Here is an 18,226-nt window from a genome sequence, read left to right as displayed (position 1 = left end):
GACTGCAACCTGCGGTCGGGATTTGCCCCGCCCTGCCCCCGCCATAAACATCCTTGAACACCTCTGGCCCGCCTCTCTGCACGCTCGCTGAAACAAATGCTAAAAATTCAGCTATCTCCTACTTGTATCGGGGTAATTGCTGAATACAGTGCACATCCGTACACTGCGCCATCCTTAGTTTTCGCGAGCCTGTAAATGCTACTTTCGATACGTATGTTGTTGATGTGTCTGCATTTTATGATCGCAGGCGTACTCGGTGTGCTGCTGGGTATGTGTCGTCCCTTCAACCCGGACAACAGCCGTTTGTGCGCGCGCCTGTATGCGTGGCCGTCCCGCTGGATCCTGGGCTACAAGCTCAAGACCGAAGTCGGCCCCTTGATGGACAAGCCACAAAGCTGCGTGGTCATCGCCAACCATCAGTCCAACTACGACCTGTTTGTGTTCGGTAATGTGGTGCCGCGCCGCACTGTTTGCATCGGCAAAAAGAGCCTGAAATGGGTGCCGCTGTTCGGTCAGTTGTTCTGGCTGGCGGGCAATGTGCTGATCGATCGGGGCAATGCCAAGAAAGCCCGTCAGTCGATGCTGACCACGACCCGCACCCTGCAAGAGAAGGACACGTCCATCTGGGTGTTCCCGGAGGGCACGCGTAATATGGGCAAGACACTGCTGGCGTTCAAAAAAGGCGCTTTTCAAATGGCCATCACGGCCGGGGTGCCGATTGTGCCGGTGTGCGTCAGCACTTATAGCCAGCATTTTCAGCTCAACCGCTGGCACAGTGCCGATATCCTGATTCGCTCCCTGCCAGCTATCCCGACCGCAGGCCTGACCCTGGATGATATCCCGCAGCTAATGGAGCAGTGCCATGAGCAGATGCGCGAATGCATCGAGGCCATGGACCGCGAACTGCTGAGCCAGCAAAACCGCAGGTTGCCGCCTGTGGCCGGAGGCAGCACTACCGCTTCGAACCCGAACCTCTGACTGTTTGTCGACTCAAAGTGGGGCAAGGCACGCTAAGCTGCATATTCGTGCCATAACCCTTTGAAGAAGAAGCGATTAGAACTATGGGGAGAGTTGTTGCTGCTGCGGTCTACAGCGCAGGCAAGAAAGTTACCAATATCACTCTGGACGAAGGTAGTGAGTGGGCCAAAAAGCCTGGTCACTTCGTCTGGATTGGTCTGGAGCAACCCGACGCGCAAGAGCTGACCAACTTGCAACGCCAGTTCAACCTGCATGAACTGGCCATCGAAGACGCACTTGAGCAACACAGCCGGCCCAAACTCGAAACCTTTGGCGACGCGCTGTTTATCGTGATTTATTCGCCAATTCGCCATGAAGGCCAATTGGAGTTTGTCGAAACCCATATCTTTGCCGGTAACGGCTATATCATCACCAGCCGCAATGGCCATTCGGCCTCATACAAGGCTGTGCGCCAGCGCTGTGAGGCGCGCCCGCTGCTGCTGGAGCATGGCGAGGACTTTGTGCTGTATGCCCTGCTCGACTTTGTCACAGAGAGCTACCAGCCGGTCAGCGAAGCGATCCACGCCGAAATCGAACAGCTCGAACAAAGCATCATGGGCAACGCCCTCAATGAGGCCGATATTGTGCATCTGCATGGCCTGCGCCGTGATGTGCTGCGCCTGCGCCGTTATGTGGCGCCCATGGTCGAGATCAGCGAAGAACTGCAGCGCCTGACGTTCCCCTTTATCGACAAGAACATGCGCCCGTATTTTCGCGATGTGCAGATTCACGTCACCCGCCAGATGGAAGACCTCACCAATCTGCGTGATATCGCCACCCAGACGATTGAAATTGTCGTGTTGCTGGAGTCGTCGCGCCAGAGCAACGTGCAACGCAAATTCGCTGCCTGGGCGGCCATTCTGGCCTTCCCCACTGCGGTGGCGGGCATTTACGGGATGAACTTCCAGAACATGCCGGAGTTGACCTGGCATTACGGTTACTTCGGCGTACTGGGGTTTATTGCGCTGGGGGTGACCGGCTTGTGGACCAGCTTCAAGCGGTCTGGCTGGTTGTAACCCTCACTGTGGGAGCGGGTTTGCTCGCGATGGTGAGCAGACAGATCTCGCCGCCTGTATCGCGAGCAAGCCCGCGCCCACAAATACCCTACACAATGCGAATCGGGTGTCAGACTGTTTGCGGCTTGTGCGACACGAAACGCATCATCCACTCGGCAACGGTGCGGCCATGATGGTCCTGATCCAGGCTAGCAATGCCGCTGGTGTAGACCTGCTGGCCCAAATGCTCCTGGCGCAGGTCAAGCAAGGCCCGCGAGTAGTCGTGGATAAACTCGGGGTGGCCCTGGAAACACAGTACCTGGTCATTAATGTGGTAGGCAGCAAACGGGCAGAAATCGCTGGACGCAATCACCGTAGCGTTGTCCGGCAAGGCTGTGACCTGATCCTGATGGCTGATCAATAGTGTCAGGTCTTCGACCACAGGGCTCATCCACGGCGCCCTGGCGGCAAGTTTGTACTGATGGGTGCCCACGCCCCAGCCCTGAGTGGCGCGCTCACTCTTGCCGCCCAGCAGCAGCGCCAGCAATTGATGGCCGAAGCACACGCCAAGCAGCTTGTCGCCACGTTCGTAGCGGCTCAGCAGGTAGGTTTTGAGGGTCTGGATCCAGGGATCGGTGCCAAACGAGTCGGCCTTGCTGCCGGTGACCAGGTAAGCATCGAAGGTCTGGTCATCAGTCGGGTACTCGCCCTGCATCACGTTAAAAACGCTGAACTGTGCCGCAATCGGCTGCGTGGAGAACAGGCGCACGAACATTTGCCCGTAGCCCTGATATTGATCAACAAACTCTGGACGCAGAATGTCGGTTTCCAGAATGCAGATGCGTAGCGACATAAAAGTACCTGGCACGATAAAGGCGAAAGTGATGATGACAACTCGTCAGAGCCTGCCTTGAAAGGGCATTTCATGGCAAGTACTCAACGTAGTAATTACCCTCCAGGCCCCGAAAACCGCAGACTTTTGTAGGACAAGGCAGTAAAGGACAAAGCGCTCTGACGAACGGTAGGTCGCTAAGAATATCGCCTCTCAAACAGCCCATTGCGTCTAGCTGCGGGGTGACAGGGCAAGGTCAAAAAACCTAATAGCGTTTTAGAAACTTACTGCACTTGGATGATGTGAAAGGGTTCTAAGCCTTATCTTATGAGGACTCTAAGGTTAAGCCTGTCGACAGGGCCGCTTTGTTTTCAAGGCGTGGAGCCCTGACGCAGGCATTGTCGTTCAGGAATAACAAAAAAAGGCAGATAGCCATGTTCAAATATACGAAAGTACGTCAGGCCGGACTTATCCTCTTTGCGACCACCTTGCTGCTGATCTTGCCGAACCTGACCAAGGTTATCGGCTAAAGACCCGCCAAAATGCCGAAGACGTGCAGCCCCTGCACGTCTTCGCGGAGCTGGGTACCCGGGGTAAAAAGCAAAACGGCCAGCCCTGAGGCCAGCCGCGAACTGATCAAACGCATTTCAGTTGAGCAGGCCACGCACCTCCTGCTTGACGCCCCAGCCTTCGATAATCCCGCCCAGCGGCACTACAACAGCCTCAAAGTCCTGCTCGAAATCACCGATGCCACCATAGGTGGCGTACATCACTTTGCTCAACTCCAGATTCCAGGCACCGTCATCACGCACGTTGATTTGCGCATTCAGGGATTCACCACAAAATTTGCCTGCAGCTCTGCGCGCCCGCTCCTCATCCGGGAAGATCGCGTAAAACTCGATGGGATGGATACGTGAAAAGTCAAAACCGCCTTCTTTCATGCGGCGCAGCACATAGCTGCTGAGGTCTTCTTGATGGGCTGTGCTCATGAAACGTCCTCCTCGCAATGGATAGACATTCAGCGCTTCCCTTTTGGCTGCAAAATGGCCGTGACAAGGGAAGAAATAAGCATGTAGCGAACAAGATCAGAGCCAGTCGAATACTTCGCTGGTCTGAATGCAGAGTAGCTCCACGGGGCGGCGTCTGCCAAGGGGGCCAGCCATGAATTTCAACAGGTTTTATGGTTTATCGGAAAACCCCGCGCCCGGTACCCGGACAGATGCGCTGTCCAGGACCCGGCTTGCACTGCTGTGGGTTACGGCTTTTCAGCGCGCTCTTTCAGCCCTTTGAGGGTATTGAAAGGGGCATCGACCACAAACTTGTTGGCCAACCAGGAAGGCACGCTACCACCCGGCTCGGTGTGTACCTGATAGGTCACTTCGGTGAGGTTGTCGCCTTTAGGTACCAGCTTCCAGAAGCCATTGACCTGGGCAACCCGCACAAAGCCCTTTTCTTCCGGAATATAGGTCGGCAGGCCTTTAAGTGTGCGGGTCAGGCTGCCATCGGCGCCCTGAGCAGAAGTTACCAGCAGTACCGAATCACGCGGGGTTACCGGCCACGGGGTTTTGAACTGGGTATAGGTCCAGCTCTGGTCGCCTTCATGCTTGAGCAATTTTTGCGACTGGCACTCATGGATCCAGGCACAAGCACTGGCCACGTCTTCCTGTAATTTGCTGATTTTGGCCAACGGCGCCTTGATGGTCGTCACGCCCTGATACGCCTTGTACTGGGACCCGGCCACTTCGCTCAGCGACACCTTGATGCCGTCCTGATCCTTGGCGACCTTCCAGTCTTCAGCCTGAGCCACGCCCACCAGCAGAGCGCTCAAACCACATACCAATGCCACTCGATGCAACGAACCCATTGTCTTATTCCTTATTGTTGAAGGTCTGTTCACTGGAGACCAACACACTATGCCGCGGTTACCTGTTCCCACCAGCCGATCAGGTTGATCGCTTCTTCCCGATTGCTGCCGCACACCTCGATATCGGCCTTGAAGTCGCCGCACACCGCAGGGCGTTGTGGCTGGCCGAACAAACCGCACAAGTAGTCGACAGAAAGATGCAGGCAGCGTTCCCCCGCAGGCTTGCCATTAGGCATGCCGGGCAGCGGTGTACTGATGGAAGGGGCTATGCAGCATGCGCCACAGCCTTCACGGCAATTCATGAAGTCAGCTCCTGATTCGGGGCAAAGTGTGTTGATGACAAGGGATAGTACTCGCTGGAACAGGTGTTTGAAATTGACCGTTCAGCAGAATGTGCTGATTAATGGCAGTGACTGAACAGTCAGTTTAGAAGCCCGTTTTTCAGCGCTCGGCACTTATTGTTTGAACTCGAAATCCAGCGCCGCACCTTCGATTTCATTACGTCGAAAATCATTGCGCAATTGCAGGTCCATTTCGTTGCTGAGCAAACGCCCGTTGAGCTGGAAAGGGCTTTCTTCGGCCGGCTTTTCGCCAAACATGTTGGGCAACAGCGGTTTGTGAGCCGGCATGGGGATTGTGCCCAAGGGCCGCAACTGCTTGACCATCTCGGGTGGCAGGCGCAAGTCGAGCTTCGCCGCGGGCAAACGCTTTTTGGCGATCTCATGGGCCGACTTTGATTTGGAGGCAATCGGCGCACGCGTTTTAACCGGTGCCTTTTTCTCGCTGGCTGCAGGCTTTGCAGGTGTTTGGACAGATTGCGTGGGCGCAGAAGTGGATGCAGGTTGCTCCGGGGCTGCTGTCGCAACCACCGCATTGAGCGCCCCTAAAACACCCATCAACACAAGACTCGCACAATACGTCGCTTTCATAACTCCCACAGCTTTATCGGTTCAGGTGCGTATGCTCGCGCTTTACGCACAGGCTAACAAGTTAATTATAGTCAATATGCCACCCCAGCTGTTGCCGAGCCACCGTACAGGCCTGCAGTTTCCTGGCAGAGCTGATTGGCAAGCATGCCAAGCGTCATCAGGGCCCGTTCGGCCTCGCGGTTCCAGGGCGTACCGCAGTTTAACCGGATGCAATGGTTGAACTGCTCGGTATTACTGAAAATCAGCCCCGGGGCGATACTGATGCCTTGTTGCAGCGCTCGCACATGCAGCTCCTGGGTATTGACCCGGCCCGGCAAGCTGACCCACAGGATAAAGCCTCCGCTGGGACGGGACATCTGCGTGCCTTCCGGAAAATGCTGTTGAACAGCCAACTGGAATGCACTGAGGTTTTTTCTGTATTCCTGGCGGATATAACGTAAATGGCGGTCGTAACCGCCATTTTCAAGGTAAGCAGCCACCCCCATCTGCGTCACGCTGCACGCCGAGTGAGTAGTGAAGGTTTGCAGACGCTGGATTTCCTGCTGGAACTTGCCCGCAATCATCCAGCCGATCCGCACACCGGGCGACAGGGTTTTGGAAAAGCTCGAGCAGTAGATCACCCGATCCAGCCGGTCATAGGCTTTCAGGGCCTTGGTACGTCCGACCTCGAACATCAGTTCGCCATAGATATCGTCTTCGACGATCTGGATATCAAAGTCCGAAGCCAGGCGCAGCAACTGCTTTTGCCGATCTTCGGGCATGGTCCCGCCCAGCGGATTGCTCAGGCGCGTGGTCAACACCAGGGCCTTGATCGACCATTGATTGGCGGCCAGTTGCAGGGCCTCAAGGCTCATGCCGGTGGCCGGGTCGCTGGGGATTTCGATGACTTTCAAACCCAGCAAGTCAGCCAGTTGCAGCAGACCGTAATAGGTCGGAGACTCCGCCGCAATCAGGTCGCCGGGGCGTGTCAGCACGCGCAGCGACATTTGCAGGGCATCGACGCAGCCGTGGGTGATGATGACTTCTGAAGGGTCAACTACAACGCCAGCATCACGCATGCGGATTGCTACCTGGCGGCGCAGAGGCTCAAAACCGGGGCTGAACATATAGCTGAATGCCCGCGGGCTGTGAAAGCGCGTGACCTTGGCCAGTTGCTGATGCAGCGCCCGTACTGGCAAGTAGTCGACACTGGGCACCGCCGCGCCCAGCGGGAATACGCCTTCACGACGGGACTCGACCAGAACTTGCTGAATAATGCTACTGCGGGTGACCAGGCCCGGGCGCTCAACACGGGCGATATCCGGGGTGGGAGCGGTCAGGGCCGGGGTTTGGTGCACATAGTAGCCGGACTGCGGTCGGGCCCGGATCAGGCCCTGGTCTTCCAGGTTGGCGTAAGCCTGCAACACCGTGGCATGGCTGACATTGAGCTGTGAACTCATCTTGCGCACCGAGGGCACACGCTCGCCCGGCTGATAAACGCCACGCCGGATATCCTCAGCCAACTGCTGAGCGATGCGTTGATAGAGCAAAAGATTGGTCATGGCGCGGCACTCGATGTTCAGGCTTTGTTTTTATGAGGAACAATACCGGAACAGTTTAGAAGTGTACGGGCACAGTTGTCACTTATCTAAGCCGTACACCCCGAGTGCGGGGGGAACTGTATGGGTGCGGATAATGCTGTTGTGGGAGCGAGGCTTGCCCGCGATGGCAGCAATGCGGTCCGTCTGGTACACCGAGCCGCTCCAATCGCGAGCAAGCCCGCTCCCACAGTGGATACATACCCGGTTTCAGCGCGCAGCGCCCAATTGGCCTTTTTCGTCAGAAAAGACGATTTCAACACGGCGGTTCTGCGCCCGGCCGCGTTCGCTGGCGTTTACATCCACCGGGTACTGGTCACCATAACCTTCCACCTGAATGCGTTTTTCGTCGATGCCCAGGTCGATCAGCACATCGGCCACTGCCTGGGCACGGGCCAGGGACAGCTTGAGGTTATCTTCCGAACCGCCAGTGCTGTCGGTGTAGCCCTCGATCCGCACAATGCGCTTGGGGTTCAATTGCAGGAACTGCACCAGCTTGAGCACCGTGCGGTTGGCCGAGTTTTTCAAGTCGGCTTCGCCGGTATCGAACAGCACGTCGCCCAGGGTCATGACCAGGCCACGGTCGGTCTGCGTAGTGGCCAGGCTGATGATTTGCTCTTCCAGCCATTGGCCCTGTTGCTGAACGCTCAACAGCTTGGCTTCACGCAAGGCCAGTTGCAGGCGCTGACGCTCCAGTTCGAGCTTGGCCGCACGCTCTTCGTTAAGCACCTGCTGGGTGTGTTCACGGGCGATTTCGCTATAGCGCTGACTCAAGTAGGCGTAGTGGGCAACATCTTCGCCGCTGCCCCAGTAGCTGGACAACCGGTCGGCACGGGCCAGGGATTCACCGGAGCGGATCACGTCCTTGGGCGCGATACGCAACACGTTGGTATCTTCCTTGACGGCCTGAAAGTCCGTACTGGCCTGCTGCAAGGCTTGTTCGCTGTTGTGATGACTGGCACAACCGGTCAGGCCGACAACCAGCACCCCCATAAAACCTGCTGATTTGAGGCTCATTGCGCCTCCGCCAGTTGTTTGCGCAAGCGCGCGATGCGGGTATTGAGCACGTTTAATTGTTCCTGGCTTTTTTGCGTCAGCACGCGCGCTTCGGCCAATCGGGCATCAAGCTCGGCCTGCTCGGCCTGCATGCGTGCGTCTTTGTAGGATTCATCTGCCATATCTGCCAGCGCCTGGGCCAGCTTGTCTTCGGCTTGCTTGAGCTCAGCCAGATCATCGGCTTTTGCACCCACTGCCTTGGCTTGCTCCAAGGCTTGTTCGGTCAAACGCAATTGTTCATTCGGCGCAGGATCGGCTGCACAACCCGCCAGAGCCAAAACGGCCAGGGCAGCGAAAAGAGGTCGAATTGTCACTAGGGATTCCTACTGTTTTGGGGCGCTGAGCGGTTGTTGCAACTGGGCTTTCCACCGCTCTAGATTGCGTTGCAATGCAGCCTCGGTCAGGCCGGAGGCGGGCAATTCTGTCATCTTTTTGGCGAGCTGTCCGCGCAACCACGGTTCATTGCAGGCCGAGTCATGGGAAACCGCCAAAAACAGCCCCGGCTGATCAATGGGCTGCGGATGCGCCAAAAGGTCATCGGCGATGCCCAGGGTTTGCGCTGTGGCCATACCAGAGTAGCGCCCGGCCAGGACGTACTCGGCCTGGCCAAGCAGCAACTTCTGAAAAGCCTGGGTCAGGCCGGGCTGGCGTTCCAGGGTCAGTTGGTGCTCGGCAAACTCGTTGAAGGTTTCGCTTAAACGGGCTTTTTCCGAGACTGCGCCCTTATGCCCGTGCAAGTCTGCGGGCGTTTCGTACACCAGGGTCGAATCTTTGCGCGTCCACACCAGGTAGTCGTTACGCACCAGCGGCGGGTGTATGTAGTCGAACGACGACAGCCCGCTGACCGTCAGCGGCGCATCGAGCAGCATGTCCATGCGCCCGGTGCGCACTTCGTCCTGCGCCTGGGCGCGCTTGCCGCCATACAGGACCTCAACCTTGACCCCCAACTCCTGGCCCGCCTGTTGTATCAGGTCGGCACTGGCGCCGATCAAATGCGCCGGGTCGCCAGGATCACGCCACAGATAAGGTGGCGCATCGGGGCTGCCAGTGACGATCAAGCGCTCACACTTGCCCGCCGCCTCGGACAGCAATGGCAAGAATGCCAAACCCACCAGCAGCCTGCTGATCTGACGTATATCCATATCCCCACGCTCCATCCGCACAATTGACAGGCATAAAAAAGCCCGGCTACCCGGGCCGTGAAGAATACGCAAGGCACTGAATGCCCCGCCCTTCCCCTCCGCCCCGATAACCGGGCCCTTTATAAGTGAAGCAACTGGATTAAACCAGCTTCTCCAGCTCAGGTACGGCTTCGAACAAGTCCGCAACCAGACCGTAATCGGCCACCTGGAAGATCGGTGCTTCTTCGTCCTTGTTGATCGCAACGATCACCTTGGAGTCTTTCATACCCGCCAAGTGCTGGATCGCGCCGGAAATACCGACCGCGATGTACAGCTGAGGCGCAACGATTTTGCCGGTCTGGCCGACCTGCATATCGTTGGGTACGAAACCTGCGTCCACTGCCGCGCGAGATGCGCCAACAGCAGCACCCAGCTTGTCAGCCAGGGTGTACAGCAGTTTGAAGTTGTCACCGTTCTGCATGCCACGGCCGCCAGAAACGACGATTTTGGCGGCAGTCAGCTCAGGACGGTCCGACTTGGCCAGTTCTTCGCCAACAAACGACGAAGTGCCTGCATCGTGAACCGCGGCAACAGCTTCAACGGCTGCCGAACCACCTTCTGCGGCTACCGGGTCGAAACCGGTGGCACGTACGGTGATCACTTTTACCGGTGCGGTGGACTGCACGGTAGCAATGGCGTTACCGGCATAGATCGGGCGGGTGAAGGTGTCAGCGCTGATGACCGAGATAATCTCGGAGATCTGGTCCACGTCCAGTTGCGCAGCAACGCGCGGCAGGATGTTTTTGCCGTTGGAAGTGGCAGCAGCCAGGATGTGGCTGTAACCAGCGCCCAGCTCGGCAACCAGTGGAGCAACGTTTTCCGGCAACTGATGGGCGTAAGCCGCATTGTCAGCAACCAGTACTTTAGCTACGCCAGCGATTTTTGCGGCAGCTTCAGCCACAGCGCCGATGCCCTGGCCTGCAACCAGAACATGGATGTCGCCACCGATTTTAGCGGCAGCGGCTACGGTGTTCAGCGTGGCTGGAGCCAGCGTTTTGCCGTCGTGTTCTGCGATTACCAAGATAGTCATGATTAGATTACCTTCGCTTCGTTTTTCAGTTTCTCGACCAGTTCAGCCACCGACTTGACCTTGATACCCGCGCTGCGTGCAGCTGGCGCTTCGACTTTCAGGGTTTTGTTGGTGGAAGCCGTGGAAACGCCCAGTGCATCTGGCGTCAGCACTTCAAGCGGCTTCTTCTTGGCTTTCATGATGTTTGGCAGGGACGCATAACGCGGCTCGTTCAAACGCAGGTCGGTGGTGATGATTGCCGGCAATTTCAGCGAAACAGTTTGCGCGCCGCCGTCAACCTCACGGGTCACGGCAACCTTGTCGCCTGCCACTTCCACTTTCGAAGCGAAGGTACCCTGACCGAAACCGGTCAGCGCAGCCAGCATCTGGCCAGTCTGGTTGTTGTCGCTGTCGATGGCCTGTTTGCCCAGGATTACCAGCTGTGGCTGTTCCTTGTCGACAACGGCCTTGAGCAGCTTGGCCACGGCCAGCGAGGTCAGGTCTTCGGCGGACTCGACGAGAATGGCGCGATCTGCACCCAGTGCCAGCGCGGTACGCAGCTGTTCCTGAGCAGTGGTCGGGCCGATGGAGACGACGACGATTTCAGTCGCAACACCTTTCTCTTTCAGGCGTACGGCTTCTTCCACAGCGATTTCGCAGAAGGGGTTCATCGACATCTTGACGTTGGCGAGGTCAACGCCGGAGTTATCCGCTTTGACGCGAACTTTAACGTTGTAATCGACCACTCGTTTGACAGCTACAAGAACCTTCATGGATTCCTCGTTACTCTCCGGTGAAAAGAAAGTCGCCTAGGCGAACCTGGCGGTTGATGCTCATCAGCACAAGGGCACCTCCAAAGATCGTTGCTTTGCTTATAGACGAGTACCGGCGATTCCCCGTGCGACCGTCTGTCCGATGTGACTAACAAGTCATCCACCGAAAGGACGTGTAAACTCCGCTCAAAAAATGGCAGGCTCCTACAGGCTTGTGCCTATGCCCTGTCTTTAGAGGTGCTCTTGAAACCAACAATCAGCCTACGGCGAGCGCAAAACCGCTCGTATCTTGACCGGAACGCCTTTTGCGGTCAATACAGCAAATGGGCCAGTTTTAAGCCGTGCGTCTTTGATTTATCTGGCTTTCAGCAGATTCAAACAAACGTTTGTATTGGACGCTGTTAGTGGTGTAGATATAATGCCCGCCCATATAGAGAGAGCGGTGCGTCATCCATTGCGTCTTCCACCTCGGGTCGAGGGAATAATGGATGAAGTGCCAAACCTCCAATTAGAAAAACACCGTTGAGCCTTGAGTAGGAGAGAACCTGTGGAACGCGAATACATGGAATTCGACGTGGTCATCGTCGGCGCCGGCCCTGCCGGTTTGTCCGCCGCCTGCCGCCTGAAGCAGAAGGCCGCCGAAGCCGGTAAAGAAATCAGCGTCTGCGTGGTTGAAAAAGGCTCCGAAGTCGGTGCTCATATTCTGTCCGGTGCGGTGTTTGAACCTCGCGCCCTGAACGAATTGTTCCCGGACTGGAAAGAACTGGGCGCTCCGCTCAACACTCCAGTGACCCGCGACGATATCTATGTACTGCGCAGTGACAGCACCGCGACCAAGGTGCCTGACCTGTTTGTGCCTAAAACCATGCACAACGAAGGCAACTACATCATCTCCCTGGGTAACCTGTGCCGCTGGCTGGCTCAGCAGGCCGAGAACCTGGGTGTAGAGATCTACCCCGGCTTTGCTGCTCAGGAAGTGCTGTTCGACGAAAACAATGTGGTGCGCGGGATCATTACCGGCGACCTGGGCGTTGACCGCGAGGGCAACCCCAAGGAAGGCCTGTATACCCCGGGCATGGAGTTGCGCGGCAAATACACCCTGTTCGCCGAAGGCTGCCGTGGCCACTTGGGCAAACAGCTGATCGAGCGTTTCAAACTCGACAGCGACGCCGACAGTCAGCACTACGGCATCGGCCTGAAAGAAATCTGGGAAATCGACCCGGCCAAGCATCAACCGGGCCTGGTGGTGCACACTGCAGGCTGGCCGCTGGACATTATCAGCAGCGAAAACACCGGCGGTTCGTTCCTGTACCACCTGGAAAACAATCAGGTGGTTGTCGGCCTGATCGTTGACCTGTCCTACAGCAACACCTTCCTGTCGCCGTTCGACGAGTTCCAGCGCCTCAAGCATCACCCGGTGCTCAAACAGTACCTGGAAGGCGGCAAGCGCATCAGCTACGGCGCCCGCGCCCTGGCTAAAGGCGGCCTGAACTCGCTGCCAAAAATGGTGTTCAACGGTGGCGCCCTGATCGGTTGCGACCTGGGCACCATGAACGTGGCCAAGATCAAGGGCAGCCACACAGCGATGAAGTCCGGCATGCTTGCAGCAGAAGCCGTGGCCGACTCGCTGCTGACTGGCTGCGAAGGCGGTGATGCACTCGACACTTACGTTGAAGCGTTCAAGGCCAGCTGGCTGTTTGACGAACTGTTTGCCAGCCGCAACTTCGGCCCGGCGATGCACAAGTTCGGCCCGATCATGGGTGCCGGCTTCAACTGGATGGATCAGAACATCTTCGGCGGCAAGCTGCCGTTTACCCTGCATGACACCAAGCCGGACTATGCGTGCCTCAAGCAGGCCAAAGACTGCAAGAAGATCGACTATCCGAAGCCGGACGGCAAACTGAGCTTCGACAAGCTGAGCTCGGTATTTATCTCCAGCACCAACCATGAAGAAGAACAGCCGTGCCACCTCAAGCTGCGTGATGCGAGCATCCCGATCAGCGTTAACCTGCCGCTCTACGACGAGCCTGCGCAGCGTTACTGCCCGGCGGGCGTATACGAAGTGATCACCCAGGAAAGCGGCGAGAAACGCTTCCAGATCAACTCGCAGAACTGTGTTCACTGCAAGACCTGTGACATCAAGGACCCATCGCAGAACATCACCTGGGTAACCCCGGAAGGTGGCGGCGGGCCGACTTACCCGAACATGTAAGTCAAAAAAGGCTCCTTCGGGAGCCTTTTTATTGTGTGGGCTTATACATCTACCCCTTGTGGGAGCGGGCTTGCTCGCGATTGCATCAGCGCAGTCGTCCAGACAGACCGCAGCGCCTGCATCGCGAGCAATCCCGCTGGCACAAAATCCGGCGCAGTTGCTAACACCCCACCCCTTCATGCCCCGGGCTGCGCTCAAAGTAGCGCTTGTACTCGCGACTGAACTGCGAAGTACTCTGATAGCCCACCCGCTCCGCCACCTGCGCCACACCCAGCCCTTCACTCAACAGCAACTGCTGCGCCCGCAACAGGCGCAGGCGCTTAAGGTACTGCACCGGCGAGAGCAAGGTGCTGCGCTTGAAATGCTCATGAAAGGTGGACGCGCTCATATTGGCGCAACGAGCCAGTGTTTCGACATTTAGCGGCTGCGCGAAGTGCTCGTGCAGGTAACTCAATGACGCCGCCACCCGGGCAAACTGCCCCTGCTGCTCGACCAGCGCCCGCAACACGCCTGCCTGCGGACCACGCAATGCCGCGAACAACACTTCGCGCAGCCGTGCCTGCCCCATGATCCGGCACTCCAGCGGGTCATGCAGGCAACGCAACAGACGCTCCACTGCCTGGCGCATATCATCATCCAGCACCGCCGAGGTCATCGACTCCGGGGTTTGTGCCACCGCACTGCGGTCAGGGGCCAGGCCCATGGCCAGCACCAGTTCCCCGAGTACGGCGCGATCAATGCTGATAGCAACACCCAGCAATGGCATCTCCTCTGAAGCGAAGGTTTCACACTCAAAAGGCACCGCCAGCGCCTGCACCAGATAATGCCCTGCGCCGTACTCCAGGGTGCGCTGACCCAGATAGGCCAACTTACTGCCCTGGGCGATCACCATTAGACTAGGCTCATAAATCTGCGGCATCCGGGCCACCACCCGACAGGCAGAAACCACCCGGACTTCAGGCAACAAGGTCGACACAAAACCGGTTTGTGTCGCCAGCGGTTCGATCAAAGACACCAGCGCGGCGTTCTCGTCACGGTGACGGGTCAAAAGCATGGAGAGAAGTTCACAAGAGGAATAGACAGCCGCATCTTCGCAGAATTGGTCAATAAAGCGACAGCCAGCCCGTCAATCCGGAGTATTAGGCATGACAGGCGGAGGAATCGTCATAGTCCTGAAAGACTTCCAAGCGCAAAATTGCGCCCTGTTCACAGTCAACGTTTCGCGAGGTTCTCATGTCCACTGTTACTTATAACGCTATCGGTTATGCCGCCCAGAATGCCAAGGCGCCACTGGCGCCCATGCAGTTCAACCGCCGCGCACCGCGACCGGACGACGTCTCGATCGAAGTGCTGTACTGCGGCGTTTGCCACTCCGACATTCACCAGGCTCGCAATGACTGGGGCTTCGCGACTTACCCGCTGATGCCGGGCCATGAAATCGTCGGCAAGGTGTCAGCCATTGGCGACAAAGTCACCAAGCATAAAGTCGGCGACATTGTCGGCGTGGGCTGCATGGTCGATTCATGCCGCACCTGCTCGGCTTGCAAGGAAGACCTGGAGCAATACTGCCTGGAAGGCATGACCCAGACCTACGCCAGCCCGGACCGCATTGATGGCACGCTGACCATGGGTGGCTACTCTAGCAATATGGTCGTCAGCGAGCACTTCGTACTGAGCATCCCGAAAAACCTCGACCCGGCCAGTGCTGCACCACTGTTGTGTGCCGGCATCACCACCTTTTCGCCACTGCAACACTACGGCGTAGAGCCGGGCGACAAGGTCGGCATTCTGGGCATGGGCGGCCTGGGCCATATGGGCATCAAGTTTGCCAAGGCCATGGGCGCTGAAGTGACCCTGTTCACCCGCTCCCAGGCCAAGGCCGAAGAAGCCTACCGTCAAGGTGCCGACCATGTGATCGTGTCCACCGATCCCGAGCAAATGAAAGCCGCGGCCGGTAGCTTCAACTTCCTGCTGGACACCATTCCGGTGCCGCACGACCTCAACCCGTACCTCGAAACCCTGGCGTTTGACGGCGTGCATATTCTGGTGGGTTTGATCGAACCGGTTGAGCCGGCACTGAACGCCTTCAACCTGGTGTTCAAGCGCCGTGTACTGGCCGGCTCGTTGATCGGTGGCATCGCCGAAACCCAGGAAATGCTCGATTTCAGCGCTGAACACGGGATTACCTGCGACATCGAAATGCTCGATATCAAAAATATCAACGAAGCCTTTGAACGCGTAATCAAAGGCGACGTGAAATACCGCTTTGTGATCGATATGAAAACCCTGAAAGCCTAAAGGCTGACAGAACGCTCAACGGCAGCCGGTTTTCTGGCTTCCCTTGAGCGACTTAAGGCTCCAGCCCGATCGGGAAAAATTCCCCACCGCTCCACACGCCCAGCCAACGCTGGCCGTCAACTTCGCGCACCACCGCCAGTTCGACCAATTGGTAGAACACATTGCGGTGAATCAGCGCTTCAAGATTGCGCCGCACATGCACGTAAGGCGCAGGCTCCTGGGTCTGCGGGTCAATGACGATACGCAGCGGATGTTCGCTGCCGGCACTGATCAACTCGTCGACATTGGTGGTAAAGCGCAGCACTTGCTGCTCCCCCTCACCCTCAACTTCCACGGCAACCGCGACAAAGGGTGCGTCATCAACCTTGATGCCGACCTTTTCTACCGGAGTGATCAAAAAATAATCATCGCCGTCGCGACGGATAATGGTCGAGAACAGCTTGACCATGGGTTTGCGGCCAATCGGCGTACCCATGTAGTACCAGGTGCCATCCCGGGCGATACGCATATCGATGTCGCCGCAAAACGCGGTATCCCACAAATGAACGGGCGGCAGGCCCTTGTCGGCCTTTGGGATTTGCGCCAACAAATTGCTGACGTCTACCGGTTCGCTCATGGTGCTCTCCTCGACTTATTCATCGCTCAAGCCTATCAAGCTGCGGGCGTACTTGGCGAGCGGCGGGCCGATCAAGTCGGCAGGTTTGTTGTCATGAAACGTCAGCAAACCGCCGCGACTGCGGATGGTGGCGGTATCGATCAAGTATTGGGTACTGGTCTCGATCAGCATCACCTGAATGACACCGCTGTCGATGCCCAGTCGGCTGATTTCTTCCTGATCGAGCCATTCGTCACTGTTGCCGATACGGTCGTCGGCCCGGGCAAAGCGGGTGTAGAGCAAATAATGCGCGCCAAAGCCCCGGGCTTCGGTCATCGCTTGCTCCAGCCCCAGGGGCGCTTTGGCGCGGCGCACCATCGGGAAGTATTCGACAAATCCGTTAAAGGCCTCTTCGGCCACTATATTGGGCCGCACGTAAGGGTCGCCGATGGGTGCAAACGGCCCTTGAGCGATATAGATAAAGGAATCGGGCTGGATGCGCAGCGAATTGCTGCGCCGGGTATTGCTGTGATCGAGAAGACCCGCGTCACTCATCTGGTAGCGCGCACCTTCACCCAGATCGCTGACCGTCATACATCCGCCCAGCGCCAAAAAAGCCAGCCACACAATCAGACCACGCATCCCGTTCTCCCGATGGCCGGTGACAGAAAACCGGCGAATAGTCGCGTAATGCAGATTGCGCGCCAGTTTGCGCAGAACACAGCTTACTTGCTAGGGCATTGTGGGAGCGGGCTTGCTCGCGATGGAATCAATGCGGTTTGCCTGACAGACCAGATCGCCTGCATCGCAGGCAAGCCAGCTGCAACAGGTTTTGCGGCGCTACCCACACCTGATTCCCTCACAAGACAGAATTAGCCGCCAATGATTTTCATCACCGTGGCACCACCGGAGAAAGCCACATCCTGCTTGTCACCCAGGGCTTTCATCAGCAAACCTTGCAGCGCTGGCAACGCCTGATGGCGCGGCTTGTTGAGCAGATCACCCACATAATGGCGATTGCTGGAAGACAGGCAACCGTGCAACCACCCTGTGGAAGACAGGCGCAGGCGCGAGCAAGTTCGGCAAAACGGCACGCTTTCGTTGGCAATTACGCCGAAATAACCGTGGCCCGGAATCTGGTAGCGCACCGCCGTGGCATCGATTGGCGCATCTGCCTGCTGATATTCATATCGCTCGCCAATCAACGACAGCAACTGTTGCAGGCTGACAAACTGCTGCAGGAAGGCATTACCGTCACTGGCCAGATGACCCATGCGCATCAGCTCGATAAAACGCAACTCGTAGCCGCGCTCAAGGCAGTAATCCAGCAGCGGCATGACCTGATCCAGGTTCTGCCCGCGCAAAGGCACCATATTGACCTTGATCTTGATTCCCGCTTCGCGGGCCTGCTGCATACCGTCGAGCACGGTAGGCAAATCGCCGCCACGGGCTATGCTGCGAAACGCCTGGGCATCGAGGGTATCGAGAGAGACGTTAAGACGGCGAATGCCCGCCTCCACCAGCAAGGGCAATTTGCGCGCAAGCAACTGGCCATTGGTTGTCAGGCTGATATCACTCAAGCCCAGCTGGCCGACTTCGCGCATAAAGGTTTCAAGCTTGGGGCTGACCAGCGGCTCGCCGCCGGTTATGCGCAGGCGTTCGATGCCCGCCGCTTCAATCAGATAGGCCACCCCACGCACCATGGCCTCGGCCGATAACTCATCCTGCGCCGCAACCAGCCGCTTGCCGTTGGGCACACAGTAAGTGCAGGCGTAGTTGCAAGCAGAGGTCAGACTGATACGCAAATTGCGAAAACGTCTGCCTTGGCGATCGACGATCATGGATCACTCCGGCGCGGGGAAAATGGGCCGCTGCAAAACCTGACTCA

19 protein-coding genes are annotated in these 18,226 nt (G+C 57.4%); 4 read left to right on the top strand and 15 right to left on the bottom strand.

Annotated elements, in window-relative coordinates:
• Nucleotides 1-195 precede the first annotated feature (195 nt).
• Nucleotides 196-978, top strand: coding sequence for a lysophospholipid acyltransferase family protein (locus ACZRMH_RS18090; RefSeq protein WP_464014582.1), 783 nt, complete (start codon nucleotides 196-198; stop codon nucleotides 976-978).
• 83 nt (nucleotides 979-1,061) lie between these two features.
• The gene (locus tag ACZRMH_RS18085) at nucleotides 1,062-2,033 is read left to right on the top strand and encodes a magnesium and cobalt transport protein CorA (RefSeq protein ID WP_464014581.1); all 972 of its coding nucleotides are present in this window, start codon (nucleotides 1,062-1,064) and stop codon (nucleotides 2,031-2,033) included.
• Nucleotides 2,034-2,142: 109 nt separating this feature from the next.
• On the opposite strand, the gene ACZRMH_RS18080 is transcribed toward ACZRMH_RS18085, so the two are convergent.
• From ACZRMH_RS18080 to ACZRMH_RS18030, 11 genes are all read right to left on the bottom strand, one after another.
• Nucleotides 2,143-2,865 carry an amidotransferase gene (locus tag ACZRMH_RS18080; protein ID WP_464014580.1) on the bottom strand — a complete coding sequence of 241 codons (723 nt, stop codon included), beginning with the start codon at nucleotides 2,863-2,865 and terminating at the stop codon, nucleotides 2,143-2,145.
• 626 nt (nucleotides 2,866-3,491) lie between these two features.
• Nucleotides 3,492-3,833, bottom strand: coding sequence for a ribonuclease E inhibitor RraB (locus ACZRMH_RS18075; RefSeq protein WP_060691140.1), 342 nt, complete (start codon nucleotides 3,831-3,833; stop codon nucleotides 3,492-3,494).
• A 266-nt stretch (nucleotides 3,834-4,099) separates the two neighbouring features.
• Nucleotides 4,100-4,708, bottom strand: coding sequence for an START domain-containing protein (locus tag ACZRMH_RS18070; protein ID WP_464014579.1), 609 nt, complete (start codon nucleotides 4,706-4,708; stop codon nucleotides 4,100-4,102).
• Nucleotides 4,709-4,755: 47 nt separating this feature from the next.
• Nucleotides 4,756-5,010, bottom strand: coding sequence for a YkgJ family cysteine cluster protein (locus ACZRMH_RS18065; protein ID WP_016779971.1), 255 nt, complete (start codon nucleotides 5,008-5,010; stop codon nucleotides 4,756-4,758).
• 153 nt (nucleotides 5,011-5,163) lie between these two features.
• On the bottom strand, nucleotides 5,164-5,637 hold the full coding sequence (locus ACZRMH_RS18060) for a translation initiation factor 2 (RefSeq protein WP_464014578.1): 474 nt from the start codon (nucleotides 5,635-5,637) through the stop codon (nucleotides 5,164-5,166).
• A 71-nt stretch (nucleotides 5,638-5,708) separates the two neighbouring features.
• Nucleotides 5,709-7,178 carry an aminotransferase-like domain-containing protein gene (locus ACZRMH_RS18055; protein ID WP_464014577.1) on the bottom strand — a complete coding sequence of 490 codons (1,470 nt, stop codon included), beginning with the start codon at nucleotides 7,176-7,178 and terminating at the stop codon, nucleotides 5,709-5,711.
• A gap of 246 nt (nucleotides 7,179-7,424) precedes the next feature.
• Complete coding sequence (locus ACZRMH_RS18050; RefSeq protein ID WP_464014576.1) at nucleotides 7,425-8,231, bottom strand: OmpA family protein; 807 nt, start codon at nucleotides 8,229-8,231, stop codon at nucleotides 7,425-7,427.
• Entirely contained in the window at nucleotides 8,228-8,584 is a 357-nt protein-coding gene (locus ACZRMH_RS18045) for a DUF4398 domain-containing protein (protein ID WP_464014575.1), read from the bottom strand. Before ACZRMH_RS18045 ends, ACZRMH_RS18050 begins: the two co-directional genes overlap by 4 nt.
• 9 nt (nucleotides 8,585-8,593) lie before the next feature.
• Nucleotides 8,594-9,412, bottom strand: coding sequence for a substrate-binding periplasmic protein (locus ACZRMH_RS18040; protein ID WP_464014574.1), 819 nt, complete (start codon nucleotides 9,410-9,412; stop codon nucleotides 8,594-8,596).
• 139 nt (nucleotides 9,413-9,551) lie between these two features.
• On the bottom strand, nucleotides 9,552-10,481 hold the full coding sequence (locus tag ACZRMH_RS18035; protein ID WP_464014573.1) for an electron transfer flavoprotein subunit alpha/FixB family protein: 930 nt from the start codon (nucleotides 10,479-10,481) through the stop codon (nucleotides 9,552-9,554).
• A gap of 2 nt (nucleotides 10,482-10,483) precedes the next feature.
• On the bottom strand, nucleotides 10,484-11,233 hold the full coding sequence (locus ACZRMH_RS18030) for an electron transfer flavoprotein subunit beta/FixA family protein (RefSeq protein ID WP_153327758.1): 750 nt from the start codon (nucleotides 11,231-11,233) through the stop codon (nucleotides 10,484-10,486).
• Between the two features lie 547 nt (nucleotides 11,234-11,780).
• Here ACZRMH_RS18030 and ACZRMH_RS18025 point away from each other — a divergent pair.
• Entirely contained in the window at nucleotides 11,781-13,445 is a 1,665-nt protein-coding gene (locus tag ACZRMH_RS18025) for an electron transfer flavoprotein-ubiquinone oxidoreductase (protein WP_464014572.1), read from the top strand.
• A 160-nt stretch (nucleotides 13,446-13,605) separates the two neighbouring features.
• On the opposite strand, the gene ACZRMH_RS18020 is transcribed toward ACZRMH_RS18025, so the two are convergent.
• Nucleotides 13,606-14,499: an AraC family transcriptional regulator gene (locus ACZRMH_RS18020; RefSeq protein WP_095003166.1), complete on the bottom strand. Its 894-nt coding sequence runs from the start codon at nucleotides 14,497-14,499 to the stop codon at nucleotides 13,606-13,608.
• Nucleotides 14,500-14,678: 179 nt separating this feature from the next.
• Here ACZRMH_RS18020 and ACZRMH_RS18015 point away from each other — a divergent pair, with 179 nt between their 5' ends.
• Nucleotides 14,679-15,743 carry an NAD(P)-dependent alcohol dehydrogenase gene (locus ACZRMH_RS18015; protein ID WP_464014571.1) on the top strand — a complete coding sequence of 355 codons (1,065 nt, stop codon included), beginning with the start codon at nucleotides 14,679-14,681 and terminating at the stop codon, nucleotides 15,741-15,743.
• A gap of 52 nt (nucleotides 15,744-15,795) precedes the next feature.
• Here ACZRMH_RS18015 and ACZRMH_RS18010 read toward each other — a convergent pair whose 3' ends face one another.
• From ACZRMH_RS18010 to ACZRMH_RS18000, 3 genes are all read right to left on the bottom strand, one after another.
• Nucleotides 15,796-16,359 (bottom strand): DUF1285 domain-containing protein, encoded by a 564-nt coding sequence (locus tag ACZRMH_RS18010; RefSeq protein ID WP_464014570.1) that lies wholly within the window; start codon nucleotides 16,357-16,359, stop codon nucleotides 15,796-15,798.
• 15 nt (nucleotides 16,360-16,374) lie between these two features.
• Nucleotides 16,375-16,980: a DUF4823 domain-containing protein gene (locus ACZRMH_RS18005; RefSeq protein WP_464014569.1), complete on the bottom strand. Its 606-nt coding sequence runs from the start codon at nucleotides 16,978-16,980 to the stop codon at nucleotides 16,375-16,377.
• 230 nt (nucleotides 16,981-17,210) lie between these two features.
• Complete coding sequence (locus ACZRMH_RS18000) at nucleotides 17,211-18,179, bottom strand: GTP 3',8-cyclase MoaA (protein ID WP_464014568.1); 969 nt, start codon at nucleotides 18,177-18,179, stop codon at nucleotides 17,211-17,213.
• Nucleotides 18,180-18,226: the final 47 nt, after the last annotated feature.

The sequence above is a fragment of the Pseudomonas sp. B414 genome, assembly GCF_055408445.1.
Note: the sequence above shows the minus strand (reverse complement) of the source record. Positions and strands in the feature narration are given on the sequence as shown.

Bases quoted from the DNA above. Each gene is read 5' to 3' on its own strand.
- ACZRMH_RS18005 (WP_464014569.1), bottom strand. From the start codon at position 16,980: ATGCGTGGTCTGATTGTGTGGCTGGCTTTTTTGGCGCTGGGCGGATGT.
- ACZRMH_RS18080 (WP_464014580.1), bottom strand. From the start codon at position 2,865: ATGTCGCTACGCATCTGCATTCTGGAAACCGACATTCTGCGTCCAGAG.
- ACZRMH_RS18075 (WP_060691140.1), bottom strand. From the start codon at position 3,833: ATGAGCACAGCCCATCAAGAAGACCTCAGCAGCTATGTGCTGCGCCGC.
- ACZRMH_RS18035 (WP_464014573.1), bottom strand. From the start codon at position 10,481: ATGACTATCTTGGTAATCGCAGAACACGACGGCAAAACGCTGGCTCCA.
- ACZRMH_RS18070 (WP_464014579.1), bottom strand. From the start codon at position 4,708: ATGGGTTCGTTGCATCGAGTGGCATTGGTATGTGGTTTGAGCGCTCTG.
- ACZRMH_RS18040 (WP_464014574.1), bottom strand. From the start codon at position 9,412: ATGGATATACGTCAGATCAGCAGGCTGCTGGTGGGTTTGGCATTCTTG.
- ACZRMH_RS18010 (WP_464014570.1), bottom strand. From the start codon at position 16,359: ATGAGCGAACCGGTAGACGTCAGCAATTTGTTGGCGCAAATCCCAAAG.
- ACZRMH_RS18000 (WP_464014568.1), bottom strand. From the start codon at position 18,179: ATGATCGTCGATCGCCAAGGCAGACGTTTTCGCAATTTGCGTATCAGT.
- ACZRMH_RS18065 (WP_016779971.1), bottom strand. From the start codon at position 5,010: ATGAATTGCCGTGAAGGCTGTGGCGCATGCTGCATAGCCCCTTCCATC.
- ACZRMH_RS18020 (WP_095003166.1), bottom strand. From the start codon at position 14,499: ATGCTTTTGACCCGTCACCGTGACGAGAACGCCGCGCTGGTGTCTTTG.
- ACZRMH_RS18030 (WP_153327758.1), bottom strand. From the start codon at position 11,233: ATGAAGGTTCTTGTAGCTGTCAAACGAGTGGTCGATTACAACGTTAAA.
- ACZRMH_RS18090 (WP_464014582.1), top strand. From the start codon at position 196: ATGCTACTTTCGATACGTATGTTGTTGATGTGTCTGCATTTTATGATC.
- ACZRMH_RS18050 (WP_464014576.1), bottom strand. From the start codon at position 8,231: ATGAGCCTCAAATCAGCAGGTTTTATGGGGGTGCTGGTTGTCGGCCTG.
- ACZRMH_RS18085 (WP_464014581.1), top strand. From the start codon at position 1,062: ATGGGGAGAGTTGTTGCTGCTGCGGTCTACAGCGCAGGCAAGAAAGTT.
- ACZRMH_RS18055 (WP_464014577.1), bottom strand. From the start codon at position 7,178: ATGACCAATCTTTTGCTCTATCAACGCATCGCTCAGCAGTTGGCTGAG.
- ACZRMH_RS18060 (WP_464014578.1), bottom strand. From the start codon at position 5,637: ATGAAAGCGACGTATTGTGCGAGTCTTGTGTTGATGGGTGTTTTAGGG.
- ACZRMH_RS18015 (WP_464014571.1), top strand. From the start codon at position 14,679: ATGTCCACTGTTACTTATAACGCTATCGGTTATGCCGCCCAGAATGCC.